The following is an 18295-nucleotide window of genomic DNA, read 5'->3' on the forward strand; positions in this document are numbered from 1 at the left end:
TGTTTCTATTGGATTTCATCCATGTCTCAACGCCAATTACCAGATAACATGAAAAAAGATGCTCATATCAATCAAAATGAGCATCTTTTCCGCTTTTTGTTAATTTTTTCCCAATTGTGGTAATAATTCGTTGCTTATGATGATTTTTGCAACGCAACATTACTGCAACCCATATTTTTTCATTTTTCTCCATAAAGTAGAACGGTCAATTCCCATGGCTCCTGCTGTCTCGCTCCTATTATATCCGTGTTCACTTAACAGGCGCTGAATGTATTGTTTCTCCTGCTCCCTTTTGCCTTCTGCATACATCATATAGGAGTGACCGGTTGTCACCGGCCGCTCTGAATACTCAGTTATTTCTATATCATCCTGCCCCAGTGCTGCCGCCATTTCTTCTTCTGTTATCATAAATCCGCTATGAACCACGCTCAACCGCTCAGCTATATTCCTAAGTTCCCTGATATTGCCTGTGAAGGCATATCGTTTAATGAGCTCCTCCGCTCCTTGGGACAGAATCGGCATTTCATAACCGAACTGATTACTGTAATATTGAAGATAGTAATGGAAGAGAAGCGGGATATCCTCACTCCGTTTCCGCAGCGGAGGGATGTATAATCTAAGAACATTCAAACGATAAAGAAGATCCTGCCGGAATTTCCCCTCGCTCACCTGTCTCTGCAGATTTTTATTGGTAGCCGCAATAATCCGTACATCCACGGATATAACTGAATTACCGCCCACACGGCGCACTTCCCGTTCCTGCAGCACACGAAGCAGTTTACTCTGAAATGTCAAAGGAATTTCTGCTATTTCATCCAAAAACAGTGTGCCTTTATGGGCCATCTCAAACAATCCCATCTTTCCGCCCTTTTTTGAACCTGTAAAAGCCCCCTCTACATAACCGAATAATTCACTTTCCAACAGGCTTTCCGGCAATGCCGCGCAATTAACTGCCACAAAAGCATTTCCCGCTCTCCTGCTGGCATTATGTATGCTCTGTGCAAAAAGCTCCTTTCCGGTTCCGGTTTCCCCTACCAGCAGGACATTGGAGGATACTCCCGCATATTTTCCGGCATTTTCAATGGTCTTATCTATAATATCACTTTTATGAATAATGTCCTGAAATGTATACCGCGCAGCCAATCCTTTATCGCTCATCTGACGGCGTATCTGATTCTCCATCTGTTGTATTCTTGAGGCATTCATAAAACTGACCACCAGCCCCGGCATGGAATTTCCTATTTTTACGGGAAGGAAATCAGTGGAAAGAGAAGTGCCTTCCCTTAGGTATACTCTGTCCACTATGCTTTCACCAGACTCAAAACAGCGTTCCGCTTCCTCCTGCATAAACGGAGCAATTTGCCTCAGATAAGCCCCCCCCCCCCCTATTCCCAGTAATGTCTGCACAGTTGGGAACAGCTTTCTTGCTTCTCTGTTTGCTATCTCAATCTGTCCCTTATCATTAACATAAAAAATTCCTGCATTCGAAATTTGGGTAATGATTCTAAAAAGCTCAGACTTTTCTTTTTCCTTCTTCACCCCTTCCGCAATATGAACCGCTTCTTCCAACACATTGAAAATGGTTTCACGGCTGACCTTTATAGTCACTACCGGAATAGGGCCGTTCTTGAGATACAGATATGCGGAATAGCCGCCAATAATACAGTCACACCCCTGGCTCACTGCCTCGGCAACACAGTATTCCAAATCATGTCCCCGCTCAACCGGATGATATGAAGTTTCCACTCCGGTAATTTCTTCCATGTGTTCATATTGATACATATGAAAAAACCGCCCCACAATTCCCACCTTCCTGCAGCGATACATCTTCTTGGCCTCGTAGAGAGCCTGAACTATATCGTAACCTGTAATTGGGATATTAATAACGGGTTTAGTGGGATACTGGCGTTTCAGCTCTTCAAGAGTAAAGTTACGCCCCACAAGAACATCATATTCCCTCTCCATTTTGTACTGACGAACCATATCAACCGTCATCACTTTAAACTCCACAGTGACCTTGTTCTTTTCAGGATATTCCTTGTATACCTCCTGTACTACCGGTTCTAATTCCGGATATGGCACTACGAATAGTATATTCAACCTGGTGCGCCCTCCTCTGTTTATTATAATTACATCTGCCGCGCCATAAATTACACAGGTCCTGCAATCTACAGGACCTGTTTACATAGCTGTTATATTTAAAATTTTATGACCGTCCCTCATCCTGCCCCGCATCCTGATACATCCTAATGGCCTCCGTAATATTAGACGCCGAACCAGCCTGTATGATTCTGGAAAGCTGGGCCAGTTTTTCCGGCTGCAGGAATTCCCTCCCCAGGTATGGACCGTATATGTCTGCTATACGTATATTCTGTTCCCTGATACTGCTCTCAAGACTGCGAAGATTCGCGGACACTTCGTCCAGCTCCTGCCTGAGCCTGTCCAGCTTATCCTTATGACTGGCTATGATTTCATCTGTAATGATGGTTTTTGTCACATTCTCAAAGGTACTCAGAGCGTCCTTTTTCCTGGAAGCAATCTCCGACAGCTCCTGCTCAACACAGGCAATCTCATCGTCATATTTTTCAAGGTCATATAAATCCTCACTGCCGTCCTTCTGAATGGTTCTGGTAATGACCTTTATTTTCTTCTGGTTCGACCTCAGGTGGTTGCGTATATCCCTTCCCCTCTTAAGTGTATCCTGATGACGGAGTCTGGTCTTATTGCCGATCATCACATAAAGCCCGCCAAACAGGATGACATCCACAAAATACACAGCCGCCAGATACCAGATAACCCTCTGGGGAATCAGAAAATAGACACCGCACGGAATTCCCAAAAAGCAGATTACCAGGGTAAGCAGGAAAATCATAATTTCCCTAACCCCTCTGGGATAGTACAGAGCATAATAAAATGTGGTCCCGCACCAGGCGGGTACCCGGTTCTTCTGGAACAATGTCCTCATCTGGACCTTCAGGTCACGGTTGTGTTCCCGCAGCTCGCTGGTCTCCTCGGCAATCCGTTCCTTTACCCCCTGGCTCTTGGCCTTCTCCCGTTTTGCCCTGGCCTTCTTGAGACGTTCCTGCCCTTTTCCAATCTCCTGGTCATAGCTGGAATTAATCTCATCCAAACGCTTCTTAATAGTCTGGTTCACGGAGTCAGACACAGCCTTCCTGGCAGTCTCAAGCTCCCGCTCTTTCATCTCTTCCTCGTCCGCCAGCTGGCCGGCCGTATTCTGGTCACAGTTAAGACGGTACACCGCATCCCTGGCATCTGCCAGGAACTTTACATAATCCGTAATTGCCTGTCCCACCTGCATTTCCTCCTTATGGGAACGTTTATCATTACGTATAGCTTACTACAAATAATCCCCACGGGCAAGGGATGTTACAAAAAATTCAAATATGGCCGAAGAATGTACTGTTATTTACATTCCCTTTTTGAACGGGTATTTAACCAGTACACCCAGACCTCGCCTTCCAGGTATTGTAAACAATACAAAAAATGACTTTTAAAACACCGGATTAGATGTTATACTAAAACATCAGAAACCTATATGTCCGCCAATAGTTTGCGAAAGGAGAAGCTTTATGTTCAGAATGTGGGGAAAATTAATGAAAGACAACCATCTGCTAAAAGATACTGTGGTCTGCATATCTGACCATTCCTTATCCAGAACTCAGATGGTCTTTGATTCCCTGGATTCTATTTGTTATGAATTTGATCTGGAAAAACCCATCTGGCTGGACTCTACTGTAAAGGAATTTAAGTATCATGACAAAGCCAGATTCACGCAGGATAATTTCATTGAATCCGTAGATTTTGATTTCCTGGAGATTCAGGTAATTGAAGAATAAAGTGGAGAATAAAACGTGAAAAACCTTTTCACAATCGGAGAAATGGCCGAACTGTTCGGCATCAACATACGCACCCTGCGATATTACGACGAAATTGGCATCCTGCACCCTGAGACAGCGGACCCGGAGACCGGATACCGCTATTACTCCACCCGTCAGTTTGAACGCCTGAATACCATCAAGTATCTCCGGGCCCTGGGTGTATCCCTTAAGAAAATCGCATTGTTCTTTGAAAACAGGGACGTGGATATCATGCTGGGCCTGTTAAAAGAGCAGAAGGACGAAACCCAGGCAAAAATCAGCGAACTGATGCAGATTGAACAGAAGCTGGAATACCGTCTCAAAGCCCTGGAGGATGCCATTCATACACAATGCGGTGAAATCAGGACCCTCCATTTTGACAAAAGACAGATTGCGTACCTGAGGAAGGATATCAAGCTGGGAGAGGACCTGGAATTCTCACTTCGCGAGCTGGAAAGAGCCAATACCCTGGAACCTGTGATGTTTCTGGGCAAGGTAGGCGTTTCCCTGTCCTCTGCCAATCTGAAGGCCCGCAAATTTGAATCATTTTCAGGTATCTTCGTACTTCTTGAGAAGGAGGACCACTATCAGGGGGAGGAACAATATCTGCAGGCCGGGGATTATGTAAGCGTGAGATTCTCCGGCACCCATCAGGAAGCGTCACAGTACTATGTACTGCTTTTGGAGTATATGAATCAGATGGGATATTCCTGCTGCGGGGATTCCGTGGAAATCACTCTGATTGATGCGGGTTTTACCAATGATACGTCCCGGTATGTAACGGAAATACAGATTCCATTCTCAAAAAATACGATAAAATAAATATTTCATATTGACCCTCCAGTTACTGGAGGGTTTATTTTTATTCTTATCAAATGTTATATTGAGGAGAGATTCATCATGAAAAACGACAATCTGCTGACCGAGGGCAATGTATTTCACGTGCTGCTGGCATTCTCCGTCCCATTTCTGATTGCCAATGTCATACAGGCCCTTTATGGTGCCGTGGACCTGATGGTCATCGGGTGGTACTGTACGCCGGAGAGCGTGGCCGCGGTGTCCACCGGAACCCAGGTAACCCAAATCATCACCAGCATGGTATCCGGCCTGACTCTGGGCGGCACGATTCTGGTGGGAAAATATACCGGCATGAAGGATGATGAAAGGACCTGCCGCACCATCGGGACCACCCTGTCCGTATTTGCAATTGCGGCATTGGTGCTGACCATTGGGATGCTGATTTTCAGGGACGCCATACTCGCTGCCTTAAAGACACCGGCCGCCTCCATGGATGAGGCCAGGCAGTATGTGACCATATGCTTCTGCGGCATATTTTTCATCTGCGGCTACAATGCCATAAGTGCCATACTGAGGGGATACGGCGACTCCCGCAGGCCCATGTATTTTGTGGCCCTGTCATGTGTTCTCAACATTGCGGGCGATATCATCTTTGTAAAGTATATGGGATTAGGTGTAGCCGGCACAGCCCTGGCAACCGTCCTCTCCCAATCCATCAGCATGATATGCTCCGTTGTATACCTTAACAGGAGGAAGTTCATATTTACCTTTAGCCTTAAGAACATGCGCATTGACAGGGACAGGCTGAAGGAGCTGGCAGTGGTAGGAATTCCCATCTCCTCTCAGGAATGCATGGTGCGGCTGTCCTTCCTTTATCTGACCTCGGTCACCAACCGTCTGGGGGTAAATGCAGCAGCCGCAGTTGGCATTGCCAGCAAATATGACGTGTTCGCCATGCTCCCTGCCACTTCCATTGCCAGCGCCCTGGCAGCTATCACGGCCCAGAACTACGGCGCAGGGAAGCCGGAACGGGCAAGGCAGTCCCTGGCAGCCGGCATTGGATTTGCGGTACTGGCATCCTCTGTCTTCTTCCTGTGGGCCCAACTGTCTCCCCAGACCATGATTGGTCTCTTTAACACCAATCCTGATATCATAGAGGCGGGAATTCCCTTCTTCCATTCCTGCAGCTTTGATTATCTGGCTGTTTCCTTCGTATTCTGTCTCAACGGCTTCATGAATGGCCGTTCCAAGACAGTATTTACCATGGTCAGCTGCTGTTTCGGCGCCCTGGCCCTCAGAATGCCTCTCATATGGCTGGCTTACACCTATTGTCCGGATAACCTGTTTGTCATCGGATTGATAGCGCCTGCTGTGTCAGGCTTCATGGCCGTATATACCTTGCTTTTTGTGATACGGCAGTTAAGACAGGACTAAAGTGAGCGCAGGAAGGAGCTTAAGCTTCGCAGGGTCTGACACGGGCTGGCCCAAACCTAGCGCTCCCAAACATCCGGGGATCGAAAAGCCGCCCTGCTGACTCACCCCATCAGCAGGACGGCCTTTTCTCTGCGCCGTATTTTTATATAGCTTTCATCCGACTAAGATTATATGGTATGACTGACCAGCCCTCGCGGGCCCGTCCCATCATTACAGCCTCTTAAGCAGTTCCTCTCTCTGAGCCTCATATCCAGGCTTACCCAGCAATGCGAACATGTTCTTCTTATAGCTCTCCACGCCTGGCTGGTTAAATGGATTCACGCCCAGGATATATCCGCTGACGCCGCAGGCGAACTCGAAGAAGTAGAACAGCTCTCCCAGATAGAACTCGTTCTGCTCAGGAATCTTAACCATCAGGTTGGGTACATTGCCATCGGTGTGAGCCAGGATAGTTCCGTTCATAGCGCTCTTATTTACAAAATCCACACTCTTCCCTGCCAGGTAATTCATGCCGTCGGTATCCACGTCTTCTTTATTCAGAAGAATCTCAGCAGGAGATTCCTCAACATTGAGAACTGTCTCAAACATGATACGTGCTCCGTCCTGAATGAACTGTCCCATGGAGTGGAGATCTGTGGTCAGATCCACTGCCGCCGGGAAAATGCCCCTCTGGTCCTTGCCCTCGCTCTCGCCATAGAGCTGCTTCCACCACTCGGACACATAGTGAAGGCTTGGCTCATAATTGGCTACGATTTCAACTGCCTTGCCCTTGCGGTGCAGGATGTTGCGCACAGCCGCATACTGAAGGGCTGCGTTGGATTCATAAGGTGCATCTAAGGCTTTCTGCCTGCCTGAAGCAGCACCTTCCATCAACTTATCAATATCCGCTCCACTTACTGCAATTGGAAGAAGGCCTACAGCCGTCAATACGGAGAAACGTCCGCCCACGTCATCCGGCACGACGAATTCCTCGTATCCCTCTTCGTCTGCCAGGTTCTTAAGGGCGCCTTTAGCCTTGTCAGTGGTTGCGTAGATGCGCTTGTTGGCTTCTTCCTTGCCATATTTTTCAATGAGCATTTCCTTAAATACACGGAATGCGATTGCAGGTTCTGTGGTAGTGCCTGACTTGGAAATGATGTTGACGGAGAAATCCTTGCCGTCCAGTACCTGCTTTAAGTCATGGATATATTTGCTGCTGATGCTGTTTCCTACAAAATAAATCTCAGGTGTCTTGCGAACGCTCTTGGGTAACACATTATAAAAGCTGTGTGACAGAAATTCAATGGCTGCCCTTGCTCCCAGATAGGAGCCGCCGATACCTACCACCAGCAGGACGTCAGAATCATTCTGAATCTTTTCTGCCGCCTTCTTAATCCTTGCAAATTCGGCCTTATCATAATCTACCGGCAAATCGATCCATCCCAGAAAATCATTACCGGCACCAGTCCTCTCCAGCAAGGTCTCCTTTGCACTCATGACTGTGGTCTTAAAGTTGGCCATCTCTTCCGCAGAAACGAATCCTGCTGCCTTGGAATAATCAAACATAACTTCCTTTCCCATAACTCGCGCTCTCCTTTTCTTATGTCCATGGACCATATGCCCATGATTCTATCAGTGCTGCGGTAAAGCCGCTTATCTCTTAAATTATAACATAATTTCCCTTATAATACCATTTCTTTCTGACCATGGAAATAAATTCCTGATGTCAGCATATTTAGGAAATGAATTCTTTCAGCAATTCCCCCAACATTCTTTTTTGTTCCGGATTTAAATCCTGAAGCCAATTATCCTTTGACTTCTCTTCCTGTTTTTCCCTGCTGGCAGCAGTCTGCTCCAGCCCCCTTCTGTTATTACTATTTGAACGGCGGTCTCTTCCTATGGAACGCAGATTAGCCGGCTCCCTGCGGTCCTCCTCGGCTGTAACGGCAGGCACATGCTCCGCTGTGCCTTCCCGGTTCATTCGCGGCCACATAACATTTTCCAGATAGTCCTGGAGGCAGGTAAGAAGCTGCTGTCTCCTGGATTCCAGGTTAACTCCGTAATCCACCAGCATGGTAAACATGCCGGCCAGGATGCCTGTGGTACCGTACAATACAATATAGTAGTTATCACTTCTAAACCAATAAGAGAGAAATGCTGCTCCGCCGCCTGCCAGGAAGCAGAGAAGTGTCAGCTGCCCTGACAGGTTGTCCAGTCCCTTGACGGACATACCAAAGGTCCGCAGGCTGTACATCTGGCGTTCCAGATAAACGCGTGTGTTATTCATTCCCTGATTCATACGATATGTATCCTCTGCATTCTGTTTCAATCCGCGCAGATATTTGTTCTTGGTCAATGCCATATTGGTGCTCTCTTTAATTAATCGTTTGTAGAAGCTTCCCGCCATCAGCCTGGTAAATACTCCAGCCAGGCAGATTGCTGCCAGCACGTACAGTGCCTTTCCTGTTTGTAAAAAGCTCATCATAGTAAAAGCTCCCCTTTCTTACCGGATTCCATCCCGTTTCTATATTATTTTTTGGCCCGTGCTGCTGGTTGCAGCCGCTGCCTGGTTTGGGAAACGCCCCTGCAGTCAGGCGTTTCCCGGTAAAGTCTATTATAGCAACGGATTTTGATTTGGGAAGTTGAGAGTCCCTAGAATCGTTCGCCAAATTCTCCTAAAAAACGATTCTGATAGGTGAGATTTTTCTTTATACAGTTAAGGTATACGCCAGGATTCTCCCTCTGTATCCGGATGCTTTCCCTGGCCGGATTCCCGGCTACATGCTTCTTCTGACCGGATTCCCTGTCCAGCCTTTTTTCATACCCCAGTAAACAGCCATTCCTGCCGGAAGGAATAGCCGGAACTCCCTGCTGCCGTTCTCATATGTAACATAACGGCTGAGCCTCACGGTTATCTGCTCAAAAGGAACGTACAATCTCAGTAAGCAGATTCACGCTGTGAACAATGGCCTTAGCCTCAAAAGCAGGGTAATCTACTGAGGCACTGTCATCTGCCTTATCAGAAATAGCCCTCACGATAAGGAAAGGGATGGAGTTAAGATAGCAGGCCTGGGCAATGGCTGCCCCCTCCATTTCTGTACAATATCCTCCAAAGGTATCAGTCAGCCACTTTTTCTTTCCCTTATCAGAAACGAACTGGTCTCCGGTCACCACACGTCCTACAAAGGTGTGGATGTCCGGATTCACCTTGGAGCAACACTCCTCAGCAAGATGTATAAGACCTTCATCTGCCTTAAAAGCCAGTGTCTCCACCCTGGGTATCTGTCCCGGTTCATAGCCGAATCCGGTTGCATCCATATCATGCTGAAGTGCATCGCTGGAAAGCACAATGTCCCCGATATCAATTTCTGCCTTCAGTGAACCGGCAATTCCCGTGTTCACCACACCTGTTACACCATATATATCTGCCAGAATCTGGGTACACACAGCTGCATTGACCTTGCCGATGCCGGAGCGGACCACGACTACCTCCTTCCCCTCCAGCTTTCCTTTATAAAAGTCCATGGCAGCCCTTGTCTCCACCTGCACATCTGTCAACTGCGCCTTAATCATAGCCACTTCCTCATCCATGGCTCCAATAATTCCTAGCATATTTACCTCCTTCTGTCTTGTACTATTCTTCTATTATATAGGATGCCTGAAGATTTTCAAGTTCAAAGCCTGTTCTCACTTGACATTATCTTTTGCATAAGGCATAATCGGATATACATGAATTTATTACAGGAGGCAATACATATGAGATTTAAAACACAGGGGGTCTGTTCCAGGGAGATATCCTTTGAAGTAAAAGATAATAAACTGACCAACGTCCAGTTCGTAGGCGGCTGCTCCGGCAATACACAGGGCCTGTCCCGCCTCATAGAAGGCATGGACGTGGATGAGGCTATCCGAAGACTGGACGGAATCCAGTGCGGTCCCAGGCCTACATCTTGTCCGGATCAGTTGGCTAGGGCGTTGAAACAGTTTAAAGGGCTGTAAAAATGCTAAAGGAAAGGGGAATATATAGTTCGCCTTTCCTTTTGGTATATTATTTATCACAATTTGTATATTTACTCAATCAAAATTCCAGCTGTAACTGGGCTAAAACTTTCAAAATTATCATTATAAACGGCTGTGAAGACACCTCTTAACCGATAATAATAATCCTTTTCCTGATTTTTAAAGGTTATGTTAACTGTAGGGGTATCCAATCCTTCAGGATAATCTTTTGCATAATATTCAGCATCATAATATGTTACCTGTCTCCAACGTTCGGATGTTTCATCCCATCTATCCAGATATATTGTAATGTATGCCTCATCTACTGATATGGCTAAATATCCAATGGCTACTACACCAATATCCCCATTACCTTCATCAGAAATTGCTAAATCAGCTCTCATGAAAAAATCTCCCCTTGCTTTAGCAAATTCAGAAACCTTATTTTGTCGTATAGATACTGGTAATAATTCAGAAACCTCGTTCACCGAGGTATAGTCATTTGGGTTATATGGTTTAGCATAAACATTCATTGTCATCATAGACAAAATAAGAATACTGCTTAAAAATGTAACTAAATACTTTTTCATTAGTATATCTCCTTTACTTTGATACATAACCTTCCGGGTAGCAAAAAAAGCGCAAACTACCCCTGTCAAGCTTATAAGAGTTTCTTGAACTTATCTGGAAGGTTCAGGCGGCAACTACCGTGCTTTTAACTTTTTCAGGTACGCATTGATCTTGCGTTCCTTGTTGAATTGGTTGTAATAATCAGCTCCAAGATCCTTGAAAACAACTCCGTCTTTGAGGATATGGTAAATGGCTATGAGCATGGAATGGGCAACTGCGACATAGGCACGTTTAGATCCCCTATGGGCACTGATCCTCATGAACTGTGCATGGAAATAGGATTTTTTATTCTTGACAGCCGAATGTGCACAGGTAATCAGGGTTGTCCGCAAAAGAGAGTTTCCCTTTCTGGTTTTACCGGATTTTCGTTTTTTGGCACTCTCGTTATCGCCGGGGCATAACCCTGCCCATGAAGAGATATGCCTGTCTGTAGGAAAACGGCCCATGTCTGTTCCGATAACCGAAATGACAGCCTGTGCGCTGGTGTTCCCTATGCCAGAGACGTCCTGAATTGCCTGAGACGCCTGTTTTTCTTCCGGTTTCATAAAGTTGTCGATCTCCTCATCCAGATTTTTGATGTGGATGTTAAGCTCGTCAAGATGTGCCAGCAGTCCTTTCATCATACGGCGCTGCAGGGGACTCATGACACCATTGAGGTCGTCTATGATCTGTTCTTTGGTGGCTTTGAGATTATGGGCAATGATTTTTTGCTGATACATATCATCGTATTTTGCTTCGTCAATGGACGCCCCAGTAAGAAGGTATTCTAAAATACTGCGTGCGCTTTTGCCATTGATATCCGACACTGTGCCGGATGCGGGCATTGACCACCATAGCATTCAGGTCTGAGGATTCAAGGATGTTATACAGAGGCTTCCAATAAGATGCAGTGCTCTCCATAGCGGCCATTTCGCAGCCGCCGCTTTTGAGCCAGTCAACCATTTCAAGAAGCTCTCTGGTTGTTGCACCAAACTCGCGTATTTCCTGCTTGTTGCCCTTTCGAAAGCAGGAAACGATGAGCTTTTTGTGCACATCAATACCACAACAATTGTCGTAAATTTTATCCATAAAGGCACCTCCATTGTAAAATTTACGGCACGGTACTCTGTCTGTTATCATTTTACTGTACGTCCTTCTGCCGTAAGAGGCTGGACAGGTGGTGGTGCAAATGAGAGTACCTAAAATCAGTTTAGAATACGGGCTATAGGCCCAAAAAGAAAACGATCTTTGCCGCCGCTAATTACAGTATAAGCAATGAAAAAGATATATTCAATAACCTATCGCCTGTACAGTTTCATTTATGGTGGTGCCAAGTGTGCAGGAATAGGGGTTTAGAATGTTAATCGCTCCACAATTTGTTGAAACACAGATTCATCCATGACACCTGAAATAGAGTAATATGAGCCATCTAATACTACTGATGTATCATATCTCAATTTTTCATCTGACAGCGTTTCTCTATGGATATCTAAATTCTCTCCAATCCATTTATTGTAAATATTAAATTTATATTGGGAATCATCCTTATAGTTATATGAAACTTTTTTATTGTACTTCGACTGTATTAAAAAAACATTTTCTTGGTTATAATTAAATTTCATATATGCTATTCCATTTTCTATATATAATCCTAAAAAATCCATGTCAGGTGGTATATATCCCAATTTAAGAGGTTTGATATTCAGCTCCTTATCAATAGCCTCATAAGCCTCATCCTCTCCATTGACCTCGGCCTTAAATGAATCATTTACAAAAATACCTTGTCCATCCCCCAACTGCTTCTCCCGATAAAAATACGACTTCGTCCCCATAGCCACCATACATCCACTCCCTGCCACAAGACAGGCAATTAAACCAATCGCAGCCAACCGCTTCCAGCCAAACCTCGGTCTGATAACCTTGGGGTGCTCTGGTTGGTTGGATTCCGGTACATTCTTTGACTCAGCCCTTTCTTCCTGTATCGTTGCCCAGATTTTTTCAAACTCATCTGATGATGGGGACGGAATGGGAAGGGGGACGGTCATATTCTTGACTGCTTCAAATTCTTTTAACAGTTCTTCATCTGATATATCATCCGTTCCCCAAATCGGGCAGTCCATAGAATTGTCCTGTTCTGAATCTCTTTTATAATCTCCCACGTGACACCTCTGTTTACCAAATCTCCTAAAGTTCCCTTTGCCTTTAGGGTTGACTTTTTGCGTTTAATGCTTACTATAATAGTAGACGTTTATGAATGCCGGATTCACCAGCATTTCATATTCTTTAGGAGGTTTTTATGAAAAAAATCATTTTAACCGGCGGCGGTACTGCCGGACACGTTACCCCCAATCTAGCCCTGCTCCCTTCACTGAAGGAGGCTGGCTACGAAATTCGCTATATCGGTTCATACCAGGGTATGGAACGCAAGCTGATTGAAAATGCGGGCATTCCTTATGATGGCATATCCTCTGGCAAGCTGCGCAGATACTTTGATATCAAGAATTTTTCCGACCCATTCCGCGTTGTCAAGGGTTACGCGGAGGCCAGACGGCTCTTAAAACGCCATAAACCGGATGTGATTTTTTCTAAGGGCGGTTTTGTTGCAGTTCCCGTGGTTCTTGCTGCCAAGCACTATAAAATACCTGTCATCATACACGAATCCGATATGACGCCAGGCCTGGCCAACAAAATCTGCATTCCCTCTGCCCATAAAGTCTGCTGTAACTTCCCGGAGACACTTAAGTACCTTCCATCTGACAAGGCCGTACTTACAGGCTCCCCTATCCGTGAGGAACTGCTCCGGGGCGACCGGCTGTCCGGGCTCACTTACGCCCATCTGTCTGCCAGCAAGCCTGTACTTCTTGTCATAGGCGGAAGTCTGGGCTCCGTAGCCGTAAATACAGCGGTCCGCAATATCCTCCCCAGGCTTCTGCCCAGCTATCAGGTAATACATATCTGTGGCAAAGGCAATCTGGATGAAAGTCTGATTGGAACAGCCGGATATGTACAGTATGAATACGTTGATGCTCCCCTAAAGCATCTTTTTGCGGCAGCCGACCTTGTCATATCAAGGGCAGGAGCCAATTCCATCTGCGAGCTTCTGACACTGCGCAAACCCAATCTGCTCATCCCTCTGTCAGCCGCGGCCAGCCGCGGAGACCAGATTCTCAATGCCAATTCCTTTGCAAAACAAGGATTCAGCAAGGTTCTGGAGGAGGAAGCATTGTCTGATAACTCCCTGTTTGATGCGATTAACGATGTATACCTAAACCGCAATACCTATATACAGGCCATGGAGCGAAGCAGTCTGAACAATGCTGTTAAAACAGTTGTATCTCTCATTGAATCATGTGTGAAACAAAGTTAGGGCCAATTATCACTTTTTAGCAGTTCCTCAAGATACTTCCTGATACGGCTGACTCTGGAATAGCATGCCTTTTCTGTAATATTCAGCATAGCGCATACTTCCCTAGTCGGCCGTCCCTCTATCAATCTGAGCGTCGCAACCTGACGCCAGTTTTCAGGCATCCTCTCGATTTCCCCAAGAAGCGCCTGACATCTCTCTTTGCTGACTACATAATCCGGCAGATTGGCAGCCTTATCGTGTGCCGGATAATCCTCACTGTTATATACCTCTTCGTCCAATTCCCCATAGCTCCTGTACTTCATCTTTCGGTGAAAATCCATACACCGGCTCTTCAGAATACGTATCAGCAGCGCCCTCTTACTTTCCTCGGACATATCCAGGGAATATTTATAGCGGGCATATGAGACAAATGTATCCTGTACCACATCCTCAATATAATCCAAAGGAATATCCTCGACATAAGCTATCCTTCTCAGGTATACCTCATATTCCAGATACATTTCCTCAAACAGTTTCTTATCTTCTGAATCCATCTTCTCAATCTTCATTGCAATTACAGACAGCCTTTGATTTTATCTGCAACCTCTGTCAATTCCTCCGGCGAAGCCTTTCCCGGAATCCAACTGACCATAGCCGGACCTCCCTCATATCTTGGAATCACATGCATGTGGAAATGGAACACAGTCTGCCCGGCTGCCTCTCCATTATTCTGAACCAGATTGAATCCCGCACATCCAAGAGATTTCTTCATCGCAGAGCCAATCTTGGCACCCAAAGGAAGTACCTTGGCGGCTGTATCCCCGTCCAGTACGCATACATCTGCAAAATGCTGTTTTGGAAGGATAAGGGCATGTCCTCTGGACGCCGGTCCCAAATCCAGAATCACGCGAAAATCCTCATCCTCATACAGAGTGGTTGACGGAATCACCCCGCCCGCTATTTTACAAAAAATACAATTGTCATCTGTCATTCTGAAAATCCTCCTTCCGCTGCGGTTAACACAGCCTGCATTCTATCCAGCCATACCGGAAATTCCGGCAGCATGTTTTCTCCGATAAAGCAGGATACCTAAAATGAAGCCGGAAATCAGGCCTCCTATGTGAGCCACATTGTCCACCCCTGCTGAAGTAAACCCATAATAAAGCGTCAGTAGAACCATTAAACCCAGCTGCCTGTTGGTTAGTCCGTCCAACTGACCATGATGAATGGCAATCACATAGACCAGACCGCCTACCACACCGAAGATTGCGCCTGAAGCTCCCGCCGACACACTGGCCGCCCCTGTCCGTACCTGGACAGCCAGGGATATACCGTTGGCAGCAACACCGCTGGCAAGGTAAAATATCAAATATTTGATATGACCCAGCGCCTTTTCCATCTTCTCGCCAAGTACCAGCAGAACCAGCATATTATTTGCCAGATGGCTGACTCCGAAGTGCAGGAACATGGCAGTAAACAGCCTGTAATACTCTCCACCAAGGATAACAAACGGCGCAAATACAGCACCATGTTTTACCATCAATACGCCATCCTCCGTGGAGCCGATGGCCTCCAGATACAGAAATACCAATACGTTGACTGCTGCCAGCGCAATATTGACATATGGTCTGTTCCTGTTTATGCCTGTAACCATCCGTATTCCTCACATCCTCAATGATATATAATCTTAACATACTTTAAGGGACTTGTTAAGTGGCTTTGAAGTAATAAAGTTATTTTTTATGCCCCCTCCCCGTGCTATTTGCTATTTCTGCGACCACACTCACAGGGCTGCTGTGTGCAGCTAATAGAAAACATATCCGCAGTCAGCCATAAATATCTGGTCCCCCGGCTCCAGCTGTGTTGTCTCGTTTGCCTCCAGCAAACGACCTCTGACCCTGGTACCATTGGTAGAGTTAAGGTCCGTTACGGTATAATTCCCATTGTCTTCATCTAATCTTATGTGAAAGCGGCTTACTGTATCTTTAAGAAGCACATAATCGGCTAAATCCTTGTGTTTACCAATCACAAAGGGATAATAGGATATTACAATGTCTTCATCCGAACCATTGAGGGCAGATAAACGCCGGACCTCTTCCCCTTCTGCCGGCCGTTCTGATAAAAGAACGGTCTGGAAGCATTCTTCGGCGCTGCTTTCCGGCATTTTCTGGAAACATTCATTTTTATCCTTATTCGTATACGCCTGAGACGGCTGAATGCCCAAATCCTCGTCTTCGTCATCTTCATCCTCATACAAAATTCTCCATGGGTCCTGCTCCTCATCTGAGTCTATTTCATCTCCATTTGCAGCCCTATGTCCAATGAACAGCCCATATATATTCGTGGCTGACAGTATAGCCAGTAAGCCTCCATCTATTGCTGCTAACATTTTCCAATTATCAAAGACCGCTGTCATCCCTTTGAACATCCACAGTGCTGATGGACAAAGTACTGCCACTGACAGCCACAAGATAAACTGCCGTATAAAAACGGTTCCTTTCCATTCAGATTCAGTCCGGCCAGGGCCTTTACTTTGTTTTCTATTTAGCTTTTTACCTCGTGCATCGTCTGAGGTTTTATTTTTTTCTCTATTTCGTGCTTCATTATTTCGCATTTCATCACTTCGTACTTCGTTCCGCTCTGTATCCGCCTCTTTCCCCTGTTCCTCTTCATCTTCCCCCTTTCGTTCCTTCTCCCAATATTCCTTTCCCCGTATTCCTCCCTGCTTCGCAAAATCTCCCTCCGGCTCCCTCAATAACTCCCTTCTCTTCCCCTTCCGCCGTTCTGACGCAATCAGCCCCAGCAAATCATCCATTCCGCAGTTTTCCTTAAGGCTCTCCTGATAAAGTCCATAAGCCAGGACTACGCTCTCCCTGTCTTTATGGTTTATCCTCTTCAGAATATACTGCAGGAGACGGCTCAGTTTCTCCTGGAAATTACCCTGAACGCCGGGAACCAGGCACAAACCGGTCTGGAATAATTCCGGCTCCACATAAATATATTCCGGTTCCAGCAGGACACCGCCTGCATCTAAAAGATATTCCTCCATACCATTCAATGCTGTATGTATCTGAATTAATAACTGGCATATCTCATCCCTGGTTATAAAACGGGTCTCCAGAAGACGGCTTAACGGTTGTCTGGAAGTAATGTCATAACAATATGAGGGCTGTCCATCCTGGTATGTTATGTACATCCTCAACAGTCCGCGAATCTCGTTGTGGGCCAGCATTCTGGCTTCATATCCGGCTGTGGTCTCTGCCATCCCCGCTACCAGGTAATTGCGTTTCGCTTCTCTCCTGTAGCTAATATCCATCTTCTTTGACCAGTCCTTCAATTAAAGTAATCTTACGCAGAAATGTCTCCGGCCGGAACCTTCCCGCCTCAATCTCCCTTTTCCATTTTCCTCCTCTGCCTTCTCCGTATATCCTCTGTCCTTTTTCCTTTATAATAAGATTGCAGTCAGGAAAGAATAAGAGACGGCCCATATGTTCCTGCGCCCCGGACACAGAGGCTTCCAGTTCCTTCACACTTCCATGACGGCCCTTTTCCACCGCCTCATGCAGGCCCATGGCGGCCTTGGCCTCATCATGAATACGGCCTGCCTGCTGGAGCATCACCAATATGGACAGCAATACCATGGCCATAATCCATGCGGCCTCAACCGTAAGACTTCCCTTAAGCGTTTTTCCCTTCATATGAACATCACCCCGATTCCCGCCGGAATCAGAAATGGAAGAAGAGGAATGCGCGGCCTTCCCCTGTCTGTTCCCTGTATAATCCCTTTAAACATCAAAACCATGGATAGCAAAAAGCAAACACCTAAACCGCCTGTCAGCAAAACCAGATTTTTTACTGCCCCCAGATAAATGCCCGATATCAGAAAAAACCATCCATCTCCTTTTCCCACAGCCTCGTTTGTTATCCAGGAAAGAAACAGCAGTCCTCCGCCTACAGCCATGGCCATGGCTGTATCCTTAAGCTGACCAGCCACCAAACCAAAAGGCAGCTGGTATCCGGAATCCTGATATATGATTGCTGTATCCAGCATAATATACATACATCGCAGAACGGCTCCTGCGGCTCCCGATATCACAATCAGGCTGAGCTTTATCCTGTGATTCCTCATATCCTGCCACGCTCCAATTAACAGCATCATAAGGAAACCGCAGCGCAGCATTACTCCTGCTATTTCATGTCCTGCTGTTAACTGTTCTGTCAAATCACCATTAAATATCCCCAAACAAACCAC

The 18295-nt window shown here is 46.1% G+C and carries 20 protein-coding genes; 5 read left to right on the forward strand and 15 right to left on the reverse strand.

Annotated elements, in window-relative coordinates; translation table 11 throughout:
- Positions 1-159 precede the first annotated feature (159 nt).
- Positions 160-2100, reverse strand: coding sequence for a sigma 54-interacting transcriptional regulator (locus G614_RS29910; protein ID WP_080664501.1), 1941 nt, complete (start codon positions 2098-2100; stop codon positions 160-162).
- Between the two features lie 106 nt (positions 2101-2206).
- Positions 2207-3313: a hypothetical protein gene (locus tag G614_RS0111180; RefSeq protein WP_027642003.1), complete on the reverse strand. Its 1107-nt coding sequence runs from the start codon at positions 3311-3313 to the stop codon at positions 2207-2209.
- A gap of 277 nt (positions 3314-3590) precedes the next feature.
- On the opposite strand from G614_RS0111180, the gene G614_RS0111185 reads away from it, so the two are divergent.
- The 3 genes from G614_RS0111185 (at position 3591) to G614_RS0111195 (ending at position 6110) form a co-directional block, all read left to right on the forward strand.
- Positions 3591-3857 (forward strand): hypothetical protein, encoded by a 267-nt coding sequence (locus G614_RS0111185; RefSeq protein WP_027642004.1) that lies wholly within the window; start codon positions 3591-3593, stop codon positions 3855-3857.
- 15 nt (positions 3858-3872) lie between these two features.
- Entirely contained in the window at positions 3873-4700 is an 828-nt protein-coding gene (locus G614_RS0111190; RefSeq protein WP_027642005.1) for a MerR family transcriptional regulator, read from the forward strand.
- A gap of 78 nt (positions 4701-4778) precedes the next feature.
- Entirely contained in the window at positions 4779-6110 is a 1332-nt protein-coding gene (locus G614_RS0111195) for an MATE family efflux transporter (RefSeq protein ID WP_027642006.1), read from the forward strand.
- A 210-nt stretch (positions 6111-6320) separates the two neighbouring features.
- Here the strand turns inward: G614_RS0111195 and G614_RS0111200 are convergent, their stop codons facing one another.
- From G614_RS0111200 to G614_RS0111215, 3 genes are all read right to left on the reverse strand, one after another.
- Positions 6321-7670: a glucose-6-phosphate isomerase gene (locus G614_RS0111200; RefSeq protein WP_027642007.1), complete on the reverse strand. Its 1350-nt coding sequence runs from the start codon at positions 7668-7670 to the stop codon at positions 6321-6323.
- Between the two features lie 154 nt (positions 7671-7824).
- Positions 7825-8574, reverse strand: a complete 750-nt coding sequence (locus G614_RS0111205) for a hypothetical protein (protein ID WP_002570480.1) — start codon at positions 8572-8574, stop codon at positions 7825-7827.
- Positions 8575-9008: 434 nt separating this feature from the next.
- Positions 9009-9701 carry a 5'-methylthioadenosine/adenosylhomocysteine nucleosidase gene (locus G614_RS0111215; RefSeq protein ID WP_027642008.1) on the reverse strand — a complete coding sequence of 231 codons (693 nt, stop codon included), beginning with the start codon at positions 9699-9701 and terminating at the stop codon, positions 9009-9011.
- A 144-nt stretch (positions 9702-9845) separates the two neighbouring features.
- On the opposite strand from G614_RS0111215, the gene G614_RS0111220 reads away from it, so the two are divergent.
- Complete coding sequence (locus tag G614_RS0111220; RefSeq protein WP_027642009.1) at positions 9846-10088, forward strand: TIGR03905 family TSCPD domain-containing protein; 243 nt, start codon at positions 9846-9848, stop codon at positions 10086-10088.
- 71 nt (positions 10089-10159) lie between these two features.
- Here G614_RS0111220 and G614_RS0111225 read toward each other — a convergent pair whose 3' ends face one another.
- The 4 genes from G614_RS0111225 to G614_RS0111235 form a co-directional block, all read right to left on the reverse strand.
- Positions 10160-10678, reverse strand: coding sequence for a hypothetical protein (locus G614_RS0111225; RefSeq protein WP_027642010.1), 519 nt, complete (start codon positions 10676-10678; stop codon positions 10160-10162).
- 114 nt (positions 10679-10792) lie between these two features.
- Entirely contained in the window at positions 10793-11437 is a 645-nt protein-coding gene (locus G614_RS32695; RefSeq protein ID WP_242828063.1) for a transposase, read from the reverse strand.
- 19 nt (positions 11438-11456) lie between these two features.
- Positions 11457-11786: an IS110 family transposase gene (locus G614_RS32700; RefSeq protein ID WP_242828064.1), complete on the reverse strand. Its 330-nt coding sequence runs from the start codon at positions 11784-11786 to the stop codon at positions 11457-11459.
- Positions 11787-12049: 263 nt separating this feature from the next.
- Positions 12050-12817 carry a hypothetical protein gene (locus G614_RS0111235; protein WP_027642011.1) on the reverse strand — a complete coding sequence of 256 codons (768 nt, stop codon included), beginning with the start codon at positions 12815-12817 and terminating at the stop codon, positions 12050-12052.
- 176 nt (positions 12818-12993) lie between these two features.
- Between G614_RS0111235 and G614_RS0111240 the strand changes: the two genes are divergently transcribed.
- On the forward strand, positions 12994-14064 hold the full coding sequence (locus tag G614_RS0111240) for an undecaprenyldiphospho-muramoylpentapeptide beta-N-acetylglucosaminyltransferase (protein WP_027642012.1): 1071 nt from the start codon (positions 12994-12996) through the stop codon (positions 14062-14064).
- Here the strand turns inward: G614_RS0111240 and G614_RS0111245 are convergent.
- From G614_RS0111245 to G614_RS0111270, 6 genes are all read right to left on the reverse strand, one after another.
- Positions 14061-14612, reverse strand: coding sequence for an RNA polymerase sigma factor (locus tag G614_RS0111245; protein ID WP_027642013.1), 552 nt, complete (start codon positions 14610-14612; stop codon positions 14061-14063). The two genes, G614_RS0111240 and G614_RS0111245, sit on opposite strands and share 4 nt — an antisense overlap.
- Before the next feature lie 5 nt (positions 14613-14617).
- Positions 14618-15034 (reverse strand): HIT family protein, encoded by a 417-nt coding sequence (locus tag G614_RS0111250; RefSeq protein ID WP_027642014.1) that lies wholly within the window; start codon positions 15032-15034, stop codon positions 14618-14620.
- A gap of 42 nt (positions 15035-15076) precedes the next feature.
- Entirely contained in the window at positions 15077-15697 is a 621-nt protein-coding gene (locus G614_RS0111255; RefSeq protein ID WP_027642015.1) for a rhomboid family intramembrane serine protease, read from the reverse strand.
- Between the two features lie 150 nt (positions 15698-15847).
- Positions 15848-17359, reverse strand: a complete 1512-nt coding sequence (locus G614_RS0111260; protein WP_027642016.1) for a DUF6382 domain-containing protein — start codon at positions 17357-17359, stop codon at positions 15848-15850.
- Positions 17349-17741, reverse strand: coding sequence for a hypothetical protein (locus tag G614_RS0111265; RefSeq protein WP_027642017.1), 393 nt, complete (start codon positions 17739-17741; stop codon positions 17349-17351). The genes G614_RS0111260 and G614_RS0111265 overlap by 11 nt, the downstream gene beginning before the upstream one ends.
- Complete coding sequence (locus tag G614_RS0111270; protein WP_044917609.1) at positions 17738-18286, reverse strand: hypothetical protein; 549 nt, start codon at positions 18284-18286, stop codon at positions 17738-17740. Before G614_RS0111270 ends, G614_RS0111265 begins: the two co-directional genes overlap by 4 nt.
- Positions 18287-18295: the final 9 nt, after the last annotated feature.

This window comes from [Clostridium] clostridioforme AGR2157, from assembly GCF_000424325.1.
In the GTDB taxonomy this organism is placed as follows: domain Bacteria; phylum Bacillota; class Clostridia; order Lachnospirales; family Lachnospiraceae; genus Enterocloster; species Enterocloster clostridioformis_A.

Coding starts and splice junctions, on each gene's coding strand:
- G614_RS0111185 (WP_027642004.1), top strand. CDS start 3,591: ATGTTCAGAATGTGGGGAAAATTAATGAAAGACAACCATCTGCTAAAA.
- G614_RS0111195 (WP_027642006.1), top strand. CDS start 4,779: ATGAAAAACGACAATCTGCTGACCGAGGGCAATGTATTTCACGTGCTG.
- G614_RS0111200 (WP_027642007.1), bottom strand. CDS start 7,670: ATGGGAAAGGAAGTTATGTTTGATTATTCCAAGGCAGCAGGATTCGTT.
- G614_RS0111205 (WP_002570480.1), bottom strand. CDS start 8,574: ATGATGAGCTTTTTACAAACAGGAAAGGCACTGTACGTGCTGGCAGCA.
- G614_RS0111215 (WP_027642008.1), bottom strand. CDS start 9,701: ATGCTAGGAATTATTGGAGCCATGGATGAGGAAGTGGCTATGATTAAG.
- G614_RS0111220 (WP_027642009.1), top strand. CDS start 9,846: ATGAGATTTAAAACACAGGGGGTCTGTTCCAGGGAGATATCCTTTGAA.
- G614_RS0111225 (WP_027642010.1), bottom strand. CDS start 10,678: ATGAAAAAGTATTTAGTTACATTTTTAAGCAGTATTCTTATTTTGTCT.
- G614_RS32695 (WP_242828063.1), bottom strand. CDS start 11,437: ATGTATCAGCAAAAAATCATTGCCCATAATCTCAAAGCCACCAAAGAA.
- G614_RS32700 (WP_242828064.1), bottom strand. CDS start 11,786: ATGGATAAAATTTACGACAATTGTTGTGGTATTGATGTGCACAAAAAG.
- G614_RS0111235 (WP_027642011.1), bottom strand. CDS start 12,817: ATGGACTGCCCGATTTGGGGAACGGATGATATATCAGATGAAGAACTG.
- G614_RS0111240 (WP_027642012.1), top strand. CDS start 12,994: ATGAAAAAAATCATTTTAACCGGCGGCGGTACTGCCGGACACGTTACC.
- G614_RS0111245 (WP_027642013.1), bottom strand. CDS start 14,612: ATGAAGATTGAGAAGATGGATTCAGAAGATAAGAAACTGTTTGAGGAA.
- G614_RS0111250 (WP_027642014.1), bottom strand. CDS start 15,034: ATGACAGATGACAATTGTATTTTTTGTAAAATAGCGGGCGGGGTGATT.
- G614_RS0111255 (WP_027642015.1), bottom strand. CDS start 15,697: ATGGTTACAGGCATAAACAGGAACAGACCATATGTCAATATTGCGCTG.
- G614_RS0111260 (WP_027642016.1), bottom strand. CDS start 17,359: ATGGATATTAGCTACAGGAGAGAAGCGAAACGCAATTACCTGGTAGCG.
- G614_RS0111265 (WP_027642017.1), bottom strand. CDS start 17,741: ATGAAGGGAAAAACGCTTAAGGGAAGTCTTACGGTTGAGGCCGCATGG.